Here is a 20604-nt window from a genome sequence, read left to right on the forward strand (position 1 = left end):
GCGCAAAGTGACACCGGCGTGTAAGCGCTCGGCGCGCGGGCCAACATCGATGCCATCACCGCATTGGTGCCATTCCCTAAGCGGCGTGGAGATCCGGCGGAGTACGCTGCGCTGGGCGGGGAGTTGATGGCTCACCCGCTGGCAATCAAGCGGCGCGCGCGTGCGGCTCTCGCCTCGCGCCCGCTACGAACCGACAAGGAAACTCCGCATGGCAAAAGCATTCATCGTCGCCGCCGCACGCACCGCCGGTGGCCGCCGCAACGGGCGGCTTTCGGGCTGGCACCCCGCCGACCTGGCAGCGCAAGTGCTCGACGCGCTGGTTGCGCGCAGCGGCATCGACCCCGCCGCCATCGACGACGTGATCATGGGCTGCGTGGGCCAGGCCGGCGAGCAGGCGGCCAACGTGGCGCGCAACGCGATCCTGTCGTCGTCGCTGCCCGAGTCGGTGCCGGGCACCTCGGTCGACCGGCAGTGCGGCTCGTCGCAGCAGGCGCTGCACTTTGCCGCGCAGGCGGTGATGTCGGGCAGCATGGACGCGGTAATCGCCGCCGGCGTGGAAAGCATGACCCGCGTGCCCATGGGCATGCCCATGACGCTGCCGGCCAAGAACGGACTGGGCTTCTACGTGAGCGAAGGCATGAAGAAGCGCTACCCCGGCGTGGACTTCAGCCAGTTCGTCGGCGCGGAGATGATCGCGGCCAAGTACGGCTTCACGCGCGAGGCGATGGACGACTACGCCCACGAGAGCCACCTGCGCGGCATCGCCGCCACGAAGGCCGGCCACTTCAAGGACGAGGTGGTGCCGGTGCCTGCGCGCAGTGCAGAGCAGGGCGACTTGAACGAGGCGCACACGGTCGATGAAGGCATCCGCTTCAACGTCTCCCGCGCCGGGTTTGCCGATGTGAAGCTCATCAACGACCAGGGCGGCCGGCTCACCGCCGCCAGCGCCTCGCAGATCTGCGACGGCGCCTCGGGTGTGCTGGTGGTCAACGAGCGCGGGCTGAAGACCCTGGGCGTGAAGCCGCTCGCGCGCATCCATCACATGAGCGTGCTCGGCCACGACCCGGTGGTGATGCTCGAAGCGCCCATTCCCGCCACGCAGCGCGCGCTCGCCAAGGCCGGCATGAAGATCGCCGACATCGATCTGTACGAGGTGAACGAGGCCTTTGCCTCGGTGCCACTGGCCTGGCTGCAGGCGCTGGGCGCCGACCCGGCCCGCCTGAACGTGAACGGCGGCGCCATCGCGCTCGGCCACCCGCTGGGCGGGACCGGCACCAAGCTCATGACCACGCTGATTCACGCCTTGCAACAGCGCGGGGGGCGCTATGGCCTGCAGACCATGTGCGAGGGCGGCGGCCTGGCCAACGTGACGATCGTCGAGCGGCTCTGATTTCCCTGCTGGCGCTGCGCGCCATCGGTTGGCCGCAAGTGGCGGCCACCGACATTCTCACGCGCACACCTTCGTGCTATATCGGCGCACGGGCGTGTCACGTACGCTGCGCCGGCCCACCAAGGAGATCTCATGTGTCACATTCGCGTTGCCAGCCTCGCACTCGTGATCGGCATGGTTGGGGGCGGTGCTCATGCCGCCATCCCGATGCTCAATGCCACCTGCCCGGGAAAGATCCAGGTCCATGCCGACCAGGGCGGGCCCGTGTACATCAATGGCAAGGAAGCGAAGCTCAAGCGCGTCAACGACAACTACTACGAAGCGGCAGGCAGCGGCACCGTCGTTTCGATCAGCATCAACCCCGACGGTTCGCCCTCCCTTTCGTACACCGGGCCGGGCAAGGCGAATGGCATTTGCACGCTGACCAACGTGGGCTCCTCAGCGGCCACCACGGCAGCGCCTGCCGCGCCCGCCGCCATAGGCAGTGGCGAGGTGATCAGCAAGGGCAACATGCCGGCGTACTGCCGAGGCGAGGCTTCGGGCAAGTACTCGGTCAAGCCCAACTACGTGAAGACGAAGAAGCCCGTGGGGTCGAGCAGCGGCACCCGGATCGACGGCACGGCTGACCTCGGGACGGAAGGGATGCGCAGCTTCAGCTGCACCTACGACACCAAGGGCCGGTTCGTCGAACTGCGCGAGGAGTGACTCAGTACTGCAGCTTGGGGTACCAACCCGTGCCTCGCCCCTCGGGTGTGAGGTCGAGGATGGACCACAGCGAGGCGATGTCCGGGGCGTCGCGCGGGTCCTGGCCCGGGTCGGCCATGTCCTTGGTCATCTCGCTGGCCCAGAAAAGCCGCACCTGCTCGCCGTCGCGCTTGTAGATGGTGAGCGCCGGGTACTCGCCATCGGGCTGCAGCAGCCCGAGGTCATTTGCGTAGTCGTCGCCCACGGTCTGCACGAAGTTGAGATCGCGCCAGCCGCGCTCCTGGGCAAAGGCGTATTGCCGCCCCACCGGCGAGCGGCTGAGGATCTTGAGCGCCACGCGCTGCTTGATGTCGGCCGCATTGCCGTTCACGGCTGCCAGCCAGTTGGTGCACATGGGGCAGGGGCGCTCGCGCTCGGGGCCGTACATCCAGTAGTAGGTGACGAGCGTTGCCTTGTCGCCGAACAGGTCGATCAGCTTGCAGTCGAAGCCTTGCTCGTCCTTGAACCGGTAGTCCTTGGCGATCACCGGGCCCGGCGGGAGCGCCATGCGCTGCTCGACAAGCCGCGTCATGTGCCGTCGGAACTCGATCTCTTCTTGTAAAAGCCGCTGCCGGGCAGCGTCGTATTCAGCCGAGGCGCCAGGGAAGGGTGTCTTGGCATGCTTGGCCAGCTCGGCCGCGGGTGTGAGGGCTGCGGGCATCGACGTCTCCTTCATGCGGTGGGTGGGTCTGCACATGCAGCAACCGACATTCCTGCGCGGGCTGGCGCGCCTCGTGCATGTCACGTCGCGCAAGCATAGGACTCCTACGGATGACATGAACACAGCGGCCGGTTACAACATCGCCGCACCACAAGACGCGTTGCCCGCTGCACCTGCCAGCGCTTCAGACCGCATGCGCCCCCTCAGCCCCCTCCATTCGCACCCCTACGAAAGCACCCATGAGCAAGCAAATCCCGGCCGTCCGCGGCATGTCCGTTCGCCTTGTCGCCCTGGCGGCCGCCACGTTGCTGGCCATCCCGGCCACGGCGGCCGACAAGGTCAAGGTCGGTCTGCTGAGCACGCTGTCGGGCGCCGGTTCGGGCCTGGGCATCGACATCCGTGATGGCTTCCAGCTCGCGGTCAAGCATTCGGCCGGCGCGCTCGGTGGCCTGCCGGCCGAGGTGATCGTGGCCGACGACCAGATGAGCCCCGACGCCGCCAAGCAAACCGCCGAGCGGCTGCTCAAGCGCGACAAGGTCGACTTCATGACCGGCATCGTGTTCTCGAACATCATGCTGGCCGTGGCGCCGCCGGTGTTCCAGGCGCGCACGTTCTACATCAGCGCCAACGCCGGGCCGTCGCAACTGGCGGGCGCGCAGTGCAACCCGTACTTCTTCAGCGCCTCGTACCAGAACGACAACATGCACGAGGCCGTGGGCAAGACCGTGCAGGCGCGCGGCGTGAAGAAGGTGGCGCTGCTCGCCCCCAACTACCCGGCCGGCAAGGATGCGCTCGCAGGCTTCAAGCGCTTCTACAAGGGCGAGGTCGCGCTCGAGACCTACACACCGCTCAACCAGCTCGACTACGGCCCCGAGCTGTCGCAGATCCGCGCCTCGGGCGCCGATGCGGTGTACATCTTCTTGCCCGGTGGCCTGGGCATCAACTTCATCAAGCAGTTCACCGGCAGCGGCCTCAACAAGGAGATGAAGCTCTACGCGCCCGGCTTCTCGGCCGACGAAGACGTGATCCGCGCCGTGGGCGAGCCCATGCTGGGCATCTTCAACAGCTCGCAATGGGCGCACGACATGGACAACGCGGCCAACAAGCGCTTCGTGGCCGATTTCCAGAAGGAATACGGCCGCCTGCCCACACTCTATGCGGCGCAGGGTTACGACGCGGCACGCCTGATCGACAGCGCCGTCAAGGCGGTCGGCGGCAAGATCGAAGACAAGGCCGCGGTGCGCAAGGCGCTCGAAGCCGCCAGGTTCGAATCCGTGCGCGGCGCGTTCAAGTTCAACACCAATCACTTCCCGGTGCAGGACTACTACCTGCGCGAGGTGGTGAAGGACGGCCAGGGCCGCGTCACCAACAAGCTGGTGGGCAAGGTGTTCGAGAACCACGCCGACGCCTACGCCAGCGAATGCAAGATGCCCGCCGACACGCAGTGACGCGCGCATGACCGGCATCCTCGTCGTTGAGCAGTTGCTCAACGGCCTGCAGTTCGGGTTGATGCTGTTCCTGCTGGCGGCCGGGCTCACGCTCGTGTTCGGCATCATGGACATGATCAACCTGGCGCACGGCTCGCTGTACATGGTGGGCGCCTACCTGATCGCAAGCATCGCGGGCGCATCCGGCTCGTTCTGGGTCGGCCTGGCGGGCGGCGTCGCGGCCACGGCGCTGATCGGCGTGCTGCTCGAAATGACGGTGCTGCGCCGCCTGTACGAGCGCGATCATCTCGCGCAGGTGCTCGGCACGTTCGCCATCTTGCTGATGGCCAACGAAGGCGTCCGCATGGTGTGGGGCTCGCAGCCGGTGCCCATGGCCATGCCGGCGGCACTTGCGGGGCCGGTGGAGCTGCTGCCCGGGTTCAGCTACCCGGCGTACCGCCTCTTCATCATCGCCGTGGGCCTCGCCGTGGCGGTGCTGCTCTACCTGCTCGTCACGCGAACCCGCATGGGCATGCAGGTGAGGGCGGGTGCCTCCAACCGCGAGATGGCTCAGGCCATGGGCACCAACGTGAAGCGGCTCTTCACCGCCATCTTCGCCATCGGTGCGGCGCTGTGCGCACTGGCCGGCGGCATGCTCGGCCCGCTGCTGGCCGTGCAGGTGGGCATGGGCGAGAGCATCCTGATCCTGGCCTTCGTGGTGATCGTGATCGGCGGCATCGGCTCCGTGCGCGGCGCGTTGCTCGGGGCCCTGCTGGTCGGCCTGGTCGACACCGCCGGGCGCACGCTGGTGCCGCTCGTCTTCGGCAAGTTGCTCGGCCCGGCGGCTGCCGCCTCGGCCGGCCCCGCCGTGGCCTCGATCCTGATCTACGTGCTGATGGCCGGCGTGCTGTTCTGGAAGCCGCGCGGCCTGTTCCCGACTCACGCCTGACATGACCTCTTCGATCCAGAACCCGCATACAAGCCTGCTCGACCACCGACTCGATCTGCGCATCGCGCTCCCGCTGCTGGTGCTGCTGGCCGCGCTGCCACCCGTACTGAACGCGTTCGACGAAGGCTTCTACATCGGCGTGGCGAGCCGCATCCTGATCTTCGCGCTGGCGGCCACGAGCCTGAACCTGATCCTCGGGTTCGGCGGCATGGTGAGCTTCGGCCATGCCGCATTCGTGGGCATGGGGGCCTACACCGTGGGCATCCTCATGCAGGGCGGCGTGGCGTCGGCCTGGCTGGCGTGGCCGGCAGCGTTCGTGGTGGGAGGGGTCTTCGCGTGCCTGATCGGCCTCGTGAGCCTGCGCACGCAGGGCGTGTACTTCATCATGATCACGCTCGCCTTCGCGCAAATGCTCTTCTACCTGATGGTCTCGCTCAAGACATGGGGCGGCGAAGACGGCCTGTCGCTCGCGTCGCGCTCGCAGCTCGGCCTGGGCGTGAACCTGGCGGACGACACGCAGTTCTATTACGTTGTGCTGGCCATCGCCGCGCTGGCTTTCCTTGCCATCGCGCGCCTTCTCAACGCCCGCTTCGGCCATGTGCTGCAGGGCATCCGCGAGAACGAGACACGCATGGCGGCGCTCGGCTTCGCCGTCTTTCGCTACAAGCTGATCGCCTTCACCATCGCAGGCGCGATCGGCGGCCTGGCGGGAGCTCTGCTGGCCAACCAGGCCAGCTTCGTCAGCCCCGCGATGATGCAGTGGAGCCAGTCGGGCATGTTGATGGTGATGGTGATCCTGGGGGGCGTGGGCTATCTCTACGGCGGCCTCGTCGGTGCGGCGGTGTTCCTGCTGCTTGAAGAATTGCTGCTGGGTTACACCATCCACTGGCAGTTCGGCCTGGGTGCCGTGCTGCTGGCCGTGGTGCTGCTGGCACCCAACGGGCTCGTGAGCCTGCTGCGCCGGAAGGTAGCAGCATGACCGCAAGCACGAGCCCCAGCGATTTGCTGCGCACCGACCAGTTGGTCAAGCGCTTCGGTGGCCTCGTGGCCACCGACCACGCCAGCCTGTCGGTACGCAACGGTGAACTGCACGCGTTGATCGGCCCCAACGGCGCAGGCAAGACAACGCTGATCCACCAGCTTGCGGGCACGCTCACGCCCGACGCCGGGCGCATCCATTTCGATGGGCATGACGTGACCACGGCACCCATGCATGCCCGTGTTCACCGTGGCCTGGTGCGCTCGTACCAGATCACGAGCGTGTTCAAGCGATTGACGGTGCTCGACAACCTGGCGCTCGCCGTGCAATCGCGCGATGGCAGCAGCTTTCGCTTCTGGCGGCCCGCGCGTGCCGAGCGCGCGCGCTACGAGGCCGCTGCCGAAGTGGCCGGGCGCGTGGGTTTGGGGGCGCAGCTGCTACGCCTGGCCGGTGCGCTGTCGCACGGCGAACAACGGCAGCTCGAAGTGGGCCTCTCGCTCGCGCTGGAACCCAGGCTGCTGCTGCTCGACGAACCCATGGCCGGCATGGGGCCCGACGAATCCGAGCGCATGGTGGCGCTGCTGCAAGGCCTGCGAGGCAAGGTCACGATGCTGCTGGTCGAGCACGACATGGACGCCGTCTTCAGGCTCGCCGATCGGGTGTCCACCCTGGTCTTCGGCAAGATCATCGCCACCGGCACGGCCGACGAGATCCGCCAGCACCCCGAGGTCCGGCGCGCCTACATCGGCGACGACGCGGAGCACGCCCTGTGAGCGCAGCGCTGATCGAGGTCGATGGGCTCGAGGCCGCCTACGGCAGCAGCCAGGTGCTGTTCGGCATCGGCCTGAGCATTCGCCAGGGCGAGGTCGCGACGCTGCTCGGGCGCAACGGCATGGGCAAGACGACCACCGTGCGCGCGCTGCTCGGCTTGACCAAGGCGCGGGCAGGCCAGGTGCGCTTTCGCGGTGAACGCATCGAGACGCTGGCCCCGGACCGCATCGCGCGCATGGGGCTGGCGGTCGTGCCCGAGGGGCGGCAGATCTTCCCGAACCTGTCGGTCAAGGAGAACCTGCTGGCCTTCGCCGCTCAACGCAACGCGAGCGAAACCCCGTGGACGCTCGATCGCGTGGTGGCGCTGTTCCCGGGGCTGGCGCAGCGCCTTTCCAACATGGGCAACCAGCTCTCAGGCGGCGAGCAGCAAATGCTTGCCATCGGGCGCGCCCTGATGACCAACCCGTATCTCTTGATCCTCGACGAAGCCACCGAGGGCCTGGCCCCGCGCATCCGCGAAGAGATCTGGCGCTGCCTGGCGCAGCTGCGCGCCCAGGGCCAGACCATCCTCGTGATCGACAAGTACGTGCAGCGCCTGGTGAAGCTGGCCGACCACCACACCATCATCGAGCGCGGGCAGGTGGTGTGGCAGGGCGCATCGGCAGACCTGGCAGCCGACCCCTCGCTGTGGCAGCGCTACATCGGGGTGTGATCGAGCGCGGCCTTGGCGACCTTGCGGCGGTCTCGGCAAGCACCACAGGCAGGCGAGGTGGTGGCGCGCGTCAACACTTGATGAAGCGCTTGACCACCCGCCCCATGGTCAGCCCTTGCCCAAGAATCGAGAACGCGACCACGCAGTAGGTGATGGCGAGGATCGTGTCGCGATGCGCGCTGGGTGGCAGCGAGAGTGCGAGCGCCACCGAGATGCCGCCCCGCAGGCCGCCCCAGGTCAACACCCAGCCTGAACCCTTCGGGAGCCTGAACAGAGCCGGCATGGCGCCGATGGGCAGGCCGACCGTGAGAGCGCGCACGCCCAGCGTGACGGCAATCGACACGGCCGCCGCCGCGAAGATGCTCAGCGAGAAGCTGATGAGCAGCACCTCCATGCCCATCAACACGAACAGAACTGCGTTCAGGATCTCGTCGATCAACTGCCAGAACAGATCCACATAGCGCCGGGTGGTGTCCGACATGGCCAGCGACCGGCCGCCATTGCCGATCATGAGACCGGCCACCACCATCGCAAGCGGGCCGGACACATGGAGCCGGTTGGCGACGGCGTAGCCGCCCATCACCGCCGCCAGGGTCAACAACACCTCGACCTGGTACTGGTCGATGCTGCGCAGCATGCGGAACGTGACGTAGCCCAGCGCCAGGCCGAAGGCAATGCCGCCGCCCGCCTCGCGCAGCAAGACGCTGAACACCTCGGGCGTGGTCGGCGCGTGGCCACTGGCCAGCACGCCCAGCAGCAGAGAAAAGATCACGACACCGACCCCATCGTTGAACAGCGACTCGCCCGCGATCACCAGTTCGAGATGCTTGGGGGCCCCCGCAGTTTTCAGGATGCCCATCACGGCAATCGGGTCGGTGGGCGAGATCAACGCACCGAACAGCAGGCAGTGAAGCAGCGGCAGTTCGAGCCCCACCCACGGCAAGACGAACCACGTGCCCAGGCCGACGGCGAGCGTCGACGCCGTTGTCCCGACGACCGCCAGAAGCCCCACCTGCCAGTGATAGGTTCGCAGCTCCCTCAGGTCGACATGCAGGGCCCCCGCGAACAGCAGCAGAGAAAGCATCCCCTGCATCAGAACGCTTGAGAAATCGATGGATCGAAGCAGCGATTCTTCGTACGCCCGCAGGTCGTGGCTGATGCCGAGCGAGTCGAGCGCCACGAGCGCAAGCGACATCAGCATGGCCGCCATCATCACGCCGATGGTGATGGGCAGGCCGACGAAGCGATGGTTCAGGTAGGCGAGTACCGCCGTGAGAACAAGGCAGGCAGAGGCGATCTCGAACATGGACGGGTATGGGGGGGTGACTACGTCGACAGAAGCGCCGCGCTCGCGCCGATGAGCCGCGTGCGCTCGAACGCGGCATGGCGGCGGCGCAGGTCTTCCAGGTCGCCAGGAACGGCCAGATTCTGCATGCCCTCGCACAACACCAGATCGGCATGGCGCTGCAGCGAGCCACCGCGCTGCGCATCGCGCTCGCAACTGACGACCGAGGTCATCACCTCCAGCATGCGGATCAAGACCGCGGCGCTGCGGCGGCCGTTCTGGCGAATCATGTGGAACATGGCGTCCACGATGCCGTCGTAGTCGACATTCGGCGCCACCAGGACCACGCGGCCCTCGCGCTCATGCACGCCGGTGGGCAGGTGCTTGGGCGCCATCTCGCACAGGGCGATGCCGAGGCGGTCGAGCACGCTGATCGCGGTGTGCGGGTCGTTGATGCCCGGCGACAGCGCGCGCACGGCCACTTCGACCAGTTGCCGCAGCGCGAACTCGATGTCGTCGGAGCTGGTGCGCGTGCTGCCCAGCGCGGTGGCGGTGCGGATGGCCGCATCGGCACCCTCGGCCGGCACGGTCAGCAACGCGATCGGTGCCCCCGGGAAGACGGCATCGCCGGGGCGCACGAGCAGGCGGATCGCGGTGTGGTGGGCGTGCGCCCAGTCGGCCAGGGCCTCGGCCCCCAGCTGCTGGAGGTAGCCGCTGCGTTCGCCGGTGATGACCGTGGCGCCACGCCAGTAGGCCGCGTGCGGGGTCGGCAGGCCGGGGGCGTCGGTGGTCAGCCGGGCGTGGGCGGCGCGCATGTCGCCGCTCACCAGCTCGATCACCGTGTCGACATTGATCCGGCTCGCCATGTGGCCCACAAAGTAGACCAGCATGCCCACGCACACGAAGGCCAGCAGCAGGCCGACCGAGAGCGAAAGGTGCGGCGTGAACGGGCCTTCTTCTTCGGTGCGCACGCTTCGCAACACCATCAGGGCATACGAGAAGGTGCCAATGAAGACCCCCAGCGTGGCCTGGACTCCGCGGTCGCGCGTGAAGTTGCGCAACAGCCGCGGCCCCATCTGGCCGGCCGCCAGCGACAGGGCTGCGATGGTGATCGAGAACACCGTGCCGGCCACACCGATGGTCGACGAGGCCACGGCACCCAGCAGCGTGCGTGCGCCTGTGCCTCCGCCGCTATAGACCCACTCGCTGTCGAGCACCCAGGAGGGCAGGGTGCCGCTTCGGTCGAGGTTCACCAGGCCGACTGCCGCGCCGATGCCCAGGAGCGTGAGCAGGGCGGGCACGAGCCAGAAGACGTCGCCGAGCTGGTCGAGCCACTTGCGCAGGTGGGCAGACATGTCTTGCGGCGGTGCCGATCAGCGCGCCGGCAGCGCGTAGGCAATGACCGAATCGCCCGCTTTCGTGTGGGTGGAACCGTGCCCGCCGGCCACCACCAGCAGGTACTGGCGCTCGTCGGCCCCGATGTAGGTCATCGGCGTGGCCTGGCCGCCCGCGGGCAACCGGCCCTCCCACACCTGCCGGCCGTTGCTCACGTCGTAGGCGCGCACGTAGTTGTCCATCGAGCCCGAGAGGAACGCCACGCCACCGGCCGTGACGATCGGCCCGCCGAGGTTGGGCACTCCCATCTTGAACGGCACCGGCACGGGCGAGAGGTCACGCACCGTGCCATTGCGGTGCTTCCATGCGACCTTGCCGGTGGCCAGTTCGACACCGGCCACATAGCCCCACGGAGGCGCCTGGCACGGGATGCCCAGCGGCGAAAGAAACGGGTTCATCTTGGCCGCGAACGGCGCACCGAAGTTCTCGTTGAGGGCGGGCAGCGGGCCTTTGGGCGGTTCGTCTTGCACCATGAGCGAATGGTCGTCGGGGCGGGGCACCAGTCGCGATACGAACGCCAGGTAGGTGGGCGTGGTGAAGGCAATGCCGCGTCGCGGGTCGACCGCCACGCCGCCCCAGTTGAAGACGCCGAAGTTGCCGGGGTAGATGAGCGAGCCCTGCACGGAAGGCGGCGTGAAGCGGCCCTCGTAGCGCAAACGGTGGAAGGCGATCCGGCACGCGAGCTGGTCGAACATCGTGGCCCCCCACATGTCTCGGCCACTCAGCGGCGGCGGCGCAAACGACAGCGCCGAGCGGGGCTGCGTGGGCGCCGTGTGGTCGCCTTCGGCCGCCCCTTGCGGCGCCGCGATCTCGCTCACGGGCACCACCGGCTTGCCAGTGCGCCGGTCGAGCACGAAGAGCTCGCCCTGCTTGGTGGGCTGCACCAGCGCCGGCACCTTCTCGCCGCCCACGCGCAGGTCCACCAAGGTCGGTTGCGACGGCACGTCGTAATCCCACAGGTCGTGGTGAACCGTCTGGAACACCCACCTCACCCGGCCCGTACCGAGTTCGAGTGCCACCACCGACGAAGAATATTTCTCCACCGCCGGGCTGCGCTTGCCGCCCCACTGGTCGGGGGGCTGGTTGCCCATCGGCACGTACACAAGCCCCAGTTCTTCGTCGACGCTCGAGATCGACCAGCTGTTGGGCGAGTTCACGGTGTAGTGCTGGCCGGCTGCGATCGGCTCGGTGGCGTCCGGGTTGCCGGAGTCCCAGTTCCACACGAGCGCGCCGGTTTCGATATCGAACGCGCGGATCACGCCCGACTGCTCCTGCGTGGAGAGGTTGTCCAGCACCGTGCCGCCCACGATCACCAGCTTGGCCGTGACCACCACCGGCGATGTCGAGTAGTAAGAGCCCGGCCGCACGTTGGGCATGTTCGCCCACAGGTCGATCTCGCCCTTGCCGCCGCCGAAGCCGGTGCAGGGCGCACCGGACTCGGGGTTCAGCGCCAGCAAGCGGCCATCGGCCGTGGGCATGAACAGCTTGGCGGCGCAGCCTTGGTTGGCCCCGGCCGCTGCACCCGATGGCGGCGCGGCCTGGTAAGACAGGCCGCGGCAGGTCAGGTGCTGCAAGGCCAGGGCGTTCTTCAATTCGATGTCACGGCGCCAGGCCTGCTTGCCAGTCGTGGCATCGAGCGCGATCACCGACTGGTGCGGCGTGCACAGGTACAGGCGGTTGCCCACCTTCAGGGGCGTGACTTCGTAAGTCGTCTCCACCGGGTCGCCGTCGCGGCCGCGCACGTCGCCGGTGTGGAAGTGCCAGGCCTCCTTCAACTGGTCGACGTTGCTCACCGTGATCTGCCCAAGCGGCGAGTAACGCTGGCCGTGGCCTGTGCGCCCGTACGCGTGCCATTCACCGGGCGGCACGCCCAGCGTCGCATCGCCTTGCGCCACGAGGTCACCCTGAGACGGCGGCAGGCCGCCATCAATGTCGTGCGGGTCGCGCAGCCAAGAGGCCACGGCCACGAGCGCAAACACGGCCAGCACGGCGCAGATCGACAGGCCCCCGCGCCTGAGAGAGGGCGATGCCACGGGCGCGAGAGAACGGGTCACCCACGGCAGCAAGAGCAGCAGACCAAGGATGAAGAACACGTCGAACCGCGCCGCGAGCGGCCACCAGTCCAGGCCCACCTCCCACAGCGCCCAGGCCAGCGTGCCCGCCGCGGTGCCCGCGTAGAGCCACAGCCCCAGGGCCGAGCGGCGCCAGAGCAGCGCCGCGGCGATCAGCAGCGCAGCACCCGCGGCCACGTAATACCACGAGCCCCCCAGCGACAAGAGCCAGGCCCCGCCCAGAAGAAGTGCGAGCCCGACCACCGCAAGCAGCGCCGCAGCGACAAATGGGCCTCGGGAGCGGTGGGTTTCGGCGTGGTGCATGGCGAGACGCAAGAGTGGGGTAGCGCCTCACCATAGAACGGCGAATCGGCCTGCTTGTAGGACAAGGGCGCATTCCAAGGTGGGACAACGGCGCCGCCGTCGGCGCGTGACAGGGCCGATCCGCCGGCGTCACCGCGCTCAGTGCGCGAGTGCGCCCAGCAACTCCTCCTTGCGCGACTTCATCTGCGCGCCGAGCGCCTTCAGGTCGATGTCAGACTTGCGGATCTTGGGGAACATCTCGCCTTCTTCTTCCTTCACGTGGTGGTCGATGTACTCGCCGAGCACCTTCACCTTGGCGTCGTAGAAATCTTCGCCGGGCACCATGCTTTCGAGCTGCGCGATCAGGTCCTTGGCGCTCGCGTGCTCCACGGTCGCCTCGTCCACGAGGTCGCCTTCGGCCAAGGCGCCGCGGGCGGCGGGGTAGAAGAGCTCTTCTTCGACGGTGGCGTGGGCGGTGAGCGCGTCACAGATCTCCTGTGCAACGGCTTGCTTCTTGGCGTCGCTGCCATTCGACTTCACGAGCTTGTCGTAGGCCTTGAACAGGGCCTTGACCTCCTTGTGGTCGGTCTTCAGGAGCGTGATCGCATCGGGGCCCCTGCTCGGGCGTGCGGTCGTCTTCTTGCGGGCTGGCGTGGTGCTGGCTGATGTGTGCATGTCGGTACCTCAGTTGAGAACGCAGCGAAATGCCGCGATGCATCAGCAGACTAGGGCGAGGTGCGCCGCATGAGCCGTGTGTGGTGAAGAATTGGCGCCCGTCCTACGGGTCGGGAGGCGGGGTGCCGACAGGCCCGGGCGGTGCCTGCAGCTTCTCGCGAAGCACGGCGTTCACCTCGGCACCGAAGATCAGCGTGGTTGCGCTGACGTACAGGAACACGAGCGTCGCCACCACGCCGGCAAAGCTGCCGTAGACGAGGGCCAGCTTTCCGGTGCTGCGCAGCGTGTACGACAGCGTGGCGGCCGCCACCACCCAGAGCAAGGCCCCGATCACCGCGCCCGGGATCACGGTTTTCAGGCGCTGCGCGACGTCGGGCAGCCAGCCGTACAGCAGCGCGTAGAGCGCGGTCAGCACCACAAAGGCTAGGCCGTAACGCACGCCGTTCTGAAGCCAGAACGTCTCGCGCCCCATGCCTGTGCTCGATTCCAGAAGGCTCCACAGGTAGGGCATCACGATGACCGAACTGAACACGGCCAACACGCTCGCGCCCACGACCACGGTGAACAAGGTGACCTTGATCCGCGCCTTCCAGAACGGCAGGCCGCGGTCGACGCCGTACGCCCGGTTCAAGGCGGTGCGCACGGCCTGCATGCCCGACGACGCCGTCCACAAGGTGACGATCAGCCCGATCGTCAGCAGCGCCTGGCTGCGGTGCGAAAGCACCTCGTCGATCACCGGCTGCATGGCGTCTCGCACCACCGGTGGCGCATACCCCACGACCCGGCTCGCGAGCGCGGCGGCATCCCCAGGTTGCCCCACGAAAGCGGCTGCGGCCGAGAGCAACAACAAGAGCGGAAACATGGCCAGCACCGACGAGAACGCCATGCTGCCCGCCTGGTTGGCGCTCTGGTGAAGGATGTAGTTGCGCATGGCCAGCAACAGCACGCCGATACCTGGCGTGGCGGCCAGAACATTCAGCACACGCTCCCAGGCCTGCGTGAGGCGGCTCATTGCGCCTCGGCTGCGTAGGTGGGCAGCGGGTGGGGAAGGGTGGGGGGCATCGAGGATGCGAGTCTTTGCGAAGTTCGCTGATTCTGCGGTCAGCGCGGAGCGTCCGCGACAGGCTCGCTCAAACCCGTGCAAAGGAATGCGCGTTCTGAGTCACAGAACACGACAAGACGCTGGGTTACGCATGCAACGCCATCGACACGCCACAAGGCGATCAACGGCATTGGCGAACCTGGCCAATCGTGAAAAACTGCGCGCCCCGCACCGCATCCGGCGCGCATAAGGTGGGTGCCCGCATGCAGGTCTCTCCCGTCAACTTCAGAACGCTCGCTTATGTCCTCGAAGTTGAGGGCTTCGACCCGGCACCGGCACTCTTGCGCTGCGGGCTGCAGGACCCAAGCGCACTCGACGATCACGGCCCCTGGCTGCCGGTGGAGTTGTTCGATGAACTGATGGCAGGCGCGCTCGAGCTCACCGGCGACCCTTGCTTCGGGCTGGTCGCTGGCAAGAGCAAGGGTCTGATGCGCTACGTCGCGCTCATGCAGGTCACGCTTGTGTCTCCCACGTTGCGCCAGGTCATGGCCGACATCCACCGTTTCGCGCCGCTCTTTCTCGAACGTGCAGAACTGGAGCTACGCGAAAGCCGGGGCAGCGCGCAGATATGGGTGAAGCCCGTCGTGGCGCATGGCCGCAGTGGCCACTGCCGCACCGACTGGGTTGCCACGAGCGCCATGCAGATGCTGCGCTTCGCGAGACTCACTTCGAACGACATCCATTCGGTCGCATTGCCGATGCCGCAACCCGATGCCGCGAACCTGCCCCGCTATGTGGCGACCTTCGGGCCACACATGCAGTTCGACCAGCCGCACTGCGTGATCGAGTTCGACGCCCGCATGCTGGACGCCCCGCTGCAGACGCACGATCCCGTGGCCTACGCAGGCGCCACCGCCGCAGCCGAATCGGCGCTGGCCGCTCAGTGCGTCGGGCCGAATCTGGCCGAGCGCGTGCGGCGCATTCTGCTGGGTGCCTACCCGCGCCAGCCGTCGATACAGGAGGTTGCAGCACAACTCCGACTCAACGATCGCAGCCTGCGGCGGCAGCTGGCCGCAATGGGACTCAGTTATGCCGACCTCAGCCAGCAGTGCCAACACGTGGCGGCAGAGCGCCTATTGGCAAACCGCGAATTGTCGATTCAACAAGTGGCCGACGCGTTGGGCTTCTCTTGCGCCGCGAGCTTCCACCGCGCTTTCAGGCGTTGGACCCGTATGACACCGGTTGAATGGCGCGCCCGCCCCCGGGGTGTCGTTTAGACCGCCGCCGGATCGATACACGCGATATGCGGGTATTCCCGCCCGCGGTCGGTGAATCATTTGGTCAGGGCGGCCATATATCCGGCTCAAGCTGCTTCCTAGCATGTCTCCATCCCTGAACCACAACGATGGAGACAAGCAGAATGAAAGAGAACCGTCGCGCCTTCGGTCGGCGCATCCTGGGCGCAGCCTCGCTCATGGGCCTCAATACTGTTTCGGGCGTGGGCGTGGCTGGCCGCGCGATTGCGGCCGGCGGCCTGGGGGCCGCCGTCGCGCAGTCGTCACTGGCGCAATCCACTCGCGAAAAGGTGCGCGTGCTGGTGGTGGGCAGCGGGTATGGCGGCGCCGTTACCGCCCTGCGCCTGACCGAGCGCGGCATACCGGTGACGATGCTGGAGATGGGCCGACTCTGGAACACACCCGGCCCAGACGGCAAGATCTTCTGCGGCAATGCTGCGCCCGACGACCGCGCCATGTGGTTCTCGACGCAAGCAGCAGCCGTGGTGACGAGCTTCAACGGCCAACCGACCACGCGACCGGTGCCCTACGGCGCAGGTGTGCTGGCTCTCAAGCGCTACCCGGGCATGGACGTCTATCTCGGCCGCGGCGTGGGCGGCGGCTCGCTCGTCAACATCGCGATGCTGATCACACCCTTGCGCGAGGTGCTCTCCGGCATCATGCCGCTGGGCTTCAACGTGGACGACTTTCTGAGGCGCCACTACCCTCGCGCCAGCACGAAGCTCAAGCTGAACACGATCCGACCGGCGTACTTCGAGAGCAGCGCCTTCCACCAGTACGCACGTACCTCGCGGGCCAATTTTGCCAAGGCCGGCTATGCGACCGAGCTACTGCCCTCGGGCTACGACTACGCCTACATGGAGAAAGAAGAAGCCGGCACCGTGCCCCGCTCTGCACTGGGTGGGGAAGGGGGCTTCGGAAACAACTACGGCAAGAACAGCCTGGACAAGAACTACATCGCAGAGGCCATGGGCACAGGCAAGCTGACCGTCCGCGCGATGACGTCGGTCAAGAAGATTGAACGTGCGCTCGACCGCAGCTACATCGTGACCGCCGAAGAGATCGACCTGTCGGGCAACATCCTGCGTCGCTACCAGATCGCATGCGACTACCTCTTTCTTTCAGCGGGCAGCATCGGAAGCACGGAAATGCTGGTGCGGGCACGGCAAACGGGCACCCTGCCGCGCCTCAACGCGCACGTTGGCACCCGCTGGAGTGCCAACGGCGACATCTTCGTGGCACGTCAGAACACGCCAGACAACCCGGTCGGCACCACGCAGTCCATCGTTCCGGCATCGGGCATCAAGACACGCGACCAGAACGGCAAACCGCTCTTCTCGATGCACTTGCCGCTGACGTTCCCGTTCGAGTCGGGCATCAGCATGAACATCGTCATGCCGGTCAACCCTGAGACTGGCAGCTTCACCTACAACAGCTCGACAGACGAGGCTGTGCTCGACTGGCGCGACCAGAACGCCCCTGCGGTTGCGAGCGCCCGGTTCATCTTCGACAAGGTCAACCAGGCAAATGGCACCCAGTACCGCAACGATTTGTTCAGCGGCAAGCTCTTCTCGGACGCAGCAACCTATCACGCGGTGGGCGGTGTGCCGCTCGGTCGCGCCACCGACCTGTTCGGCCGCGTGTACGGCTACGACCGCCTATATGTGACCGACGGCGCACTGATCCCCGGCGCACTCGCGGCCAACCCGGCGCTGACAGTCGCGGCGTTGGCGGAGCGGAACATCGAGCACGTCATCGTGCGCGATTTCTGATCTCGTCCTGCAGAGGGGCGCAGCGCGTGATTCAGCCGGATCACCTGCGCCCCCTTGGCTGCGGATCCGACGACGCGGCAGGCACGCCTGCCGTCTGGCTGCTGCCCTCGGCACGCAGGTGCGCCGGCCCGCGCCGGCTGGCCAGGCTGTTGGCCGTGTTGATGAGCGAGAGGTGTGAAAACGCCTGCGGGAAGTTGCCCAGCTGGCGCCCCGCCACGGGGTCGTATTCCTCGGCAAGCAGGCCGACATCGTTGCGGTAGGTGAGCAACTGGTCGAACAAGGCCTGCGCTTCGTCCATGCGCTCCTGCAGGATGTAGTTGTCGACCAGCCAGAAGCTGCACGCGAGGAAGGCGCCTTCGCCCTTGGGCAGGCCGTCTCGTGTCTGTCCGGTGTCGTAGCGCAACACCAGGCCGTCTCGCACGAGGCCGCCTTCGATGGCCGCGAGCGTGCCGCGCACGCGCTCGTCGGTGTGCGGGAGAAAGCCGACCAGCGGAATCAGCAGCAGGCTCGCATCGAGCGCCGTGCTGCCATACGACTGCACGAACGACCCGCGTTTCGCGTCGAAGCCCCGGGCGCAGACCTGCGCATGGATGGCATCTCGCACCCGACACCAACGCTCCACCGGCCCGTCGAGCCCGAACTCCTTCGCAGAGCGCACCGCACGGTCGAAGGCCACCCAGGCCATCACCTTCGAGTGGGTGAAATGCTGCCGCCCGCCGCGCACCTCCCAGATGCCTTCATCGGGCTGCATCCAGAGGGTTTCGAGGTGCTCGACCAGCGCGCATTCGAGCGCCCAGCTGGCCTCGAAGGGGGCGAGCCCGGCGCAGCGTGCGACGTAGAGAGCGTCCAGCACCTCGCCGTAGACATCGAGCTGAATCTGCCCGGCCGCGGCGTTGCCGATGCGCACCGGCGACGAGCCCTCGTAGCCGGGCAGGTGAGGTAGCTCGTATTCATCGAGCCGGCGTTCGCCTGCCACGCCGTACATGATCTGCAGATCGGCCGGGCTGCCTGCTGCTGCACGAACCAGCCAGCGGCGCCACGCCTCCGCCTCGTCGACGTGGCCCGCACCGAGCAGGGCGTAGAGAGTGAGCGTGGCATCGCGCAGCCAGCAATAGCGGTAGTCCCAGTTGCGTGTGCCGCCGATCTTCTCGGGCAGCGAGGTGGTGGCGGCTGCCACGATGCCGCCGGTCTGCCAGTGGGCGAGGGCTTTCAGCGTCAGCAGCGAGCGGCGCACCGCGAGCGAGGCTTCGCCTGCCCACCGCAATGAAGACGACCAGCTCGACCACCGTGCCTCCACTTCGGCGAGGGTCGCCGGTGCATCCGGCGGCGGCAGCGGGGGCTGAAACGAGAGCTGCCAACTGAGCGTGAAGCACGCCTCTTCACCGGCCGACACGTCGAAGTCACCGATCGTCTCCATGTTCTCGCCACGCAGCTCCACGCTTGCCGCCAGCGCCAGCCGGTCGGGGCCGGCGGTGTAGTGGCGGGTGCCATCAGCCTGGCGCGCCACCCAGGGCACGACCGCGCCGTAGTCAAAGCGCACGCACAGCCGGGTGTGCATGGGCACGGTGCCGCGCACACCACGCACGATGCGAAACAGGTCGCAGGCCCCGTCGCGCCGGCTCATGAAGTCGATCAGCAACACCGAGCCGGCTGGCGTCTCGAAGAGCGTTTCGAGGATCAGCGTGTCGCCCCGGTAGCGGCGTGTCACGCGGGTGTCGTTCGAGACGGGGGCAACGAGCCAGCAGCCGTGTTCCGGCCCACCGAGCAGCGCTGCAAAGCAGGCCGGGCTGTCGAAGCGCGGCATGCCTGCCCAATCGATCGAGCCATTGCGGCCGACCAGGGCCGCGGTCTCGCAGTTCCCGATGAGGGCGTAGTCTTCAATGCGAGGGGCTTCGATGCGAGGGGAGGGCTTCATTCGGGTTCGGGTGCAGCGCGCTCAACGAACAGACAGGGCAAGCCGATTGCCCGCGAGATGCGCGTGCATCGCGCCGGCCCTGAAAGTACCCCATGCCCGACGATTCCCCCTCACTGCCCGAGCTTGTTGCCGGGGCTTCTCCGCACGAGGCCAAGCCGCCTGCCGTGCCGCCGGCGTCGGTACTTCTTGCCGGGCAGAACGCGCTCGTGACCGGCGCGAACTCAGGCATCGGGCGCGCCGTGGCCATCGCGCTCGCGCAGGCGGGTGCCAACGTGGTCGTCAACTACGTCAGCGATGCCGAAGCAGCCGTAGGCGTGGTGGAAGAGATCGCCGCACACGGCCGCAGGGGTGTGGCCATTCATGCCGACGTGCGCGACGAAGCCGAGGTCGATGCCATGTTCGCCCAGGCCGTGGCCGAGTTCGGCACGCTGCACATCGTGGTGTGCAACGCCGGACTGCAACAGGACGCGCCGTTCGATCAGATGACGCTCGCGCAATGGCGAACCGTGATCGACGTCAACCTCACCGGGCAGTTTCTCTGCGCACGCGCGGCGGTGCGAGAGTTCCGCCGGCGCGGAATGGACGGCGCCTCGGCGGCGCTGGGCAAGATCATCTGCATGAGTTCTGTGCACCAGCAGATCCCGTGGGCGGGCCACGCCAATTACGCGGCATCGAAAGGTGGCGTTCTCATGCTGATGCAAACCCTGGCGCAGGAGGTGGCACGAGACCGCATCCGCGTGAACTGCATCGCGCCCGGAGCGATTCGAACGCCCATCAATGCCCAGGCATGGCACACACCGCAAGCCGCCGCCGAGCTCGTGAGGCTCATTCCGTACGGGCGGATCGGTGAGCCGGCCGATGTAGCAAAGGCGGCCGTGTGGCTGGCGTCTGATGAATCGGACTACGTGGTCGGGACCACGCTCTTCGTCGATGGGGGCATGGCGCTTTATCCGGGGTTTCGGGACAAGGGGTGAGGCGATGACGCTGGATAGATAGTAGGGCGACATGAATCACCGACCGACGGGACAGGCAACTTCATAGATGTCCGCGCGCCCCGTTCTGCAGCTTGTTGTCGTAGGGATACGACACGAATTCATTGACTGGCCTTGGGTGCGACACAAATGTGTGGACTCGCCTGATGGCGCCGTTTGTCGATTCTGCACTTTTTGGGTCTGTACTGCTCAGCAGGAACGTCCCTCGTAGTCAACGATTCGCCAGCGCGACCAGCGCTACATGGA

The 20604-nt window shown here is 67.1% G+C and carries 17 protein-coding genes; 10 read left to right on the forward strand and 7 right to left on the reverse strand.

What is annotated here, in order from left to right; translation table 11 throughout:
* Positions 1–208 precede the first annotated feature (208 nt).
* Complete coding sequence (locus AC1KAR_RS00110) at positions 209–1390, forward strand: acetyl-CoA C-acetyltransferase (protein ID WP_480313538.1); 1182 nt, start codon at positions 209–211, stop codon at positions 1388–1390.
* Between the two features lie 132 nt (positions 1391–1522).
* Positions 1523–2095: a hypothetical protein gene (locus AC1KAR_RS00115; protein WP_480313540.1), complete on the forward strand. Its 573-nt coding sequence runs from the start codon at positions 1523–1525 to the stop codon at positions 2093–2095.
* Position 2096: 1 nt separating this feature from the next.
* On the opposite strand, the gene AC1KAR_RS00120 is transcribed toward AC1KAR_RS00115, so the two are convergent.
* Positions 2097–2795 carry a DUF899 family protein gene (locus tag AC1KAR_RS00120; RefSeq protein ID WP_480313541.1) on the reverse strand — a complete coding sequence of 233 codons (699 nt, stop codon included), beginning with the start codon at positions 2793–2795 and terminating at the stop codon, positions 2097–2099.
* A gap of 239 nt (positions 2796–3034) precedes the next feature.
* On the opposite strand from AC1KAR_RS00120, the gene AC1KAR_RS00125 reads away from it, so the two are divergent.
* From AC1KAR_RS00125 to AC1KAR_RS00145, 5 genes are read left to right on the forward strand one after another with little or no spacing between them, the layout of a single operon-like run.
* The gene (locus tag AC1KAR_RS00125; protein ID WP_480313543.1) at positions 3035–4243 is read left to right on the forward strand and encodes an ABC transporter substrate-binding protein; all 1209 of its coding nucleotides are present in this window, start codon (positions 3035–3037) and stop codon (positions 4241–4243) included.
* Positions 4244–4250: 7 nt separating this feature from the next.
* Positions 4251–5171, forward strand: a complete 921-nt coding sequence (locus AC1KAR_RS00130; protein ID WP_480313545.1) for a branched-chain amino acid ABC transporter permease — start codon at positions 4251–4253, stop codon at positions 5169–5171.
* Position 5172: 1 nt separating this feature from the next.
* A complete protein-coding gene (locus tag AC1KAR_RS00135) occupies positions 5173–6150 on the forward strand; it encodes a branched-chain amino acid ABC transporter permease (protein WP_480313547.1) in 978 nt (325 codons plus the stop codon).
* On the forward strand, positions 6147–6923 hold the full coding sequence (locus AC1KAR_RS00140; RefSeq protein ID WP_480313548.1) for an ABC transporter ATP-binding protein: 777 nt from the start codon (positions 6147–6149) through the stop codon (positions 6921–6923). The genes AC1KAR_RS00135 and AC1KAR_RS00140 overlap by 4 nt, the downstream gene beginning before the upstream one ends.
* Positions 6920–7633, forward strand: coding sequence for an ABC transporter ATP-binding protein (locus tag AC1KAR_RS00145; RefSeq protein ID WP_480313549.1), 714 nt, complete (start codon positions 6920–6922; stop codon positions 7631–7633). The genes AC1KAR_RS00140 and AC1KAR_RS00145 overlap by 4 nt, the downstream gene beginning before the upstream one ends.
* A 70-nt stretch (positions 7634–7703) precedes the next feature.
* On the opposite strand, the gene AC1KAR_RS00150 is transcribed toward AC1KAR_RS00145, so the two are convergent.
* From AC1KAR_RS00150 to AC1KAR_RS00170, 5 genes are all read right to left on the reverse strand, one after another.
* A complete protein-coding gene (locus AC1KAR_RS00150; RefSeq protein WP_480313550.1) occupies positions 7704–8939 on the reverse strand; it encodes a cation:proton antiporter in 1236 nt (411 codons plus the stop codon).
* A gap of 20 nt (positions 8940–8959) precedes the next feature.
* Positions 8960–10273, reverse strand: a complete 1314-nt coding sequence (locus tag AC1KAR_RS00155) for a DUF2254 domain-containing protein (protein ID WP_480313551.1) — start codon at positions 10271–10273, stop codon at positions 8960–8962.
* A gap of 18 nt (positions 10274–10291) precedes the next feature.
* The gene (locus AC1KAR_RS00160) at positions 10292–12688 is read right to left on the reverse strand and encodes a membrane-bound PQQ-dependent dehydrogenase, glucose/quinate/shikimate family (RefSeq protein WP_480313552.1); all 2397 of its coding nucleotides are present in this window, start codon (positions 12686–12688) and stop codon (positions 10292–10294) included.
* A 138-nt stretch (positions 12689–12826) separates the two neighbouring features.
* Positions 12827–13342, reverse strand: a complete 516-nt coding sequence (locus AC1KAR_RS00165) for a hemerythrin domain-containing protein (RefSeq protein ID WP_480313553.1) — start codon at positions 13340–13342, stop codon at positions 12827–12829.
* Between the two features lie 103 nt (positions 13343–13445).
* Positions 13446–14354 carry a YihY/virulence factor BrkB family protein gene (locus AC1KAR_RS00170; RefSeq protein WP_480313555.1) on the reverse strand — a complete coding sequence of 303 codons (909 nt, stop codon included), beginning with the start codon at positions 14352–14354 and terminating at the stop codon, positions 13446–13448.
* A 293-nt stretch (positions 14355–14647) separates the two neighbouring features.
* On the opposite strand from AC1KAR_RS00170, the gene AC1KAR_RS00175 reads away from it, so the two are divergent.
* A complete protein-coding gene (locus AC1KAR_RS00175) occupies positions 14648–15661 on the forward strand; it encodes an AraC family transcriptional regulator (RefSeq protein WP_480313556.1) in 1014 nt (337 codons plus the stop codon).
* Between the two features lie 143 nt (positions 15662–15804).
* Positions 15805–17451 carry a GMC oxidoreductase gene (locus AC1KAR_RS00180; protein ID WP_480313558.1) on the forward strand — a complete coding sequence of 549 codons (1647 nt, stop codon included), beginning with the start codon at positions 15805–15807 and terminating at the stop codon, positions 17449–17451.
* Between the two features lie 40 nt (positions 17452–17491).
* On the opposite strand, the gene AC1KAR_RS00185 is transcribed toward AC1KAR_RS00180, so the two are convergent.
* A complete protein-coding gene (locus AC1KAR_RS00185; protein WP_480313560.1) occupies positions 17492–19366 on the reverse strand; it encodes a glycoside hydrolase family 15 protein in 1875 nt (624 codons plus the stop codon).
* 92 nt (positions 19367–19458) lie between these two features.
* On the opposite strand from AC1KAR_RS00185, the gene AC1KAR_RS00190 reads away from it, so the two are divergent.
* Complete coding sequence (locus AC1KAR_RS00190) at positions 19459–20340, forward strand: SDR family oxidoreductase (protein WP_480313562.1); 882 nt, start codon at positions 19459–19461, stop codon at positions 20338–20340.
* Positions 20341–20604 lie beyond the last annotated feature (264 nt).

It is taken from the genome of Piscinibacter sp. PDB1-1, from assembly GCF_056675995.1.

Excerpts from the sequence above, each read along its gene's own strand:
- AC1KAR_RS00125 (WP_480313543.1), top strand. The coding sequence starts at position 3,035 with ATGAGCAAGCAAATCCCGGCCGTCCGCGGCATGTCCGTTCGCCTTGTC.
- AC1KAR_RS00150 (WP_480313550.1), bottom strand. The coding sequence starts at position 8,939 with ATGTTCGAGATCGCCTCTGCCTGCCTTGTTCTCACGGCGGTACTCGCC.
- AC1KAR_RS00180 (WP_480313558.1), top strand. The coding sequence starts at position 15,805 with ATGAAAGAGAACCGTCGCGCCTTCGGTCGGCGCATCCTGGGCGCAGCC.
- AC1KAR_RS00135 (WP_480313547.1), top strand. The coding sequence starts at position 5,173 with ATGACCTCTTCGATCCAGAACCCGCATACAAGCCTGCTCGACCACCGA.
- AC1KAR_RS00130 (WP_480313545.1), top strand. The coding sequence starts at position 4,251 with ATGACCGGCATCCTCGTCGTTGAGCAGTTGCTCAACGGCCTGCAGTTC.
- AC1KAR_RS00185 (WP_480313560.1), bottom strand. The coding sequence starts at position 19,366 with ATGAAGCCCTCCCCTCGCATCGAAGCCCCTCGCATTGAAGACTACGCC.
- AC1KAR_RS00115 (WP_480313540.1), top strand. The coding sequence starts at position 1,523 with ATGTGTCACATTCGCGTTGCCAGCCTCGCACTCGTGATCGGCATGGTT.
- AC1KAR_RS00170 (WP_480313555.1), bottom strand. The coding sequence starts at position 14,354 with ATGAGCCGCCTCACGCAGGCCTGGGAGCGTGTGCTGAATGTTCTGGCC.
- AC1KAR_RS00165 (WP_480313553.1), bottom strand. The coding sequence starts at position 13,342 with ATGCACACATCAGCCAGCACCACGCCAGCCCGCAAGAAGACGACCGCA.
- AC1KAR_RS00160 (WP_480313552.1), bottom strand. The coding sequence starts at position 12,688 with ATGCACCACGCCGAAACCCACCGCTCCCGAGGCCCATTTGTCGCTGCG.
- AC1KAR_RS00110 (WP_480313538.1), top strand. The coding sequence starts at position 209 with ATGGCAAAAGCATTCATCGTCGCCGCCGCACGCACCGCCGGTGGCCGC.
- AC1KAR_RS00140 (WP_480313548.1), top strand. The coding sequence starts at position 6,147 with ATGACCGCAAGCACGAGCCCCAGCGATTTGCTGCGCACCGACCAGTTG.
- AC1KAR_RS00190 (WP_480313562.1), top strand. The coding sequence starts at position 19,459 with ATGCCCGACGATTCCCCCTCACTGCCCGAGCTTGTTGCCGGGGCTTCT.
- AC1KAR_RS00175 (WP_480313556.1), top strand. The coding sequence starts at position 14,648 with ATGCAGGTCTCTCCCGTCAACTTCAGAACGCTCGCTTATGTCCTCGAA.
- AC1KAR_RS00120 (WP_480313541.1), bottom strand. The coding sequence starts at position 2,795 with ATGCCCGCAGCCCTCACACCCGCGGCCGAGCTGGCCAAGCATGCCAAG.
- AC1KAR_RS00155 (WP_480313551.1), bottom strand. The coding sequence starts at position 10,273 with ATGTCTGCCCACCTGCGCAAGTGGCTCGACCAGCTCGGCGACGTCTTC.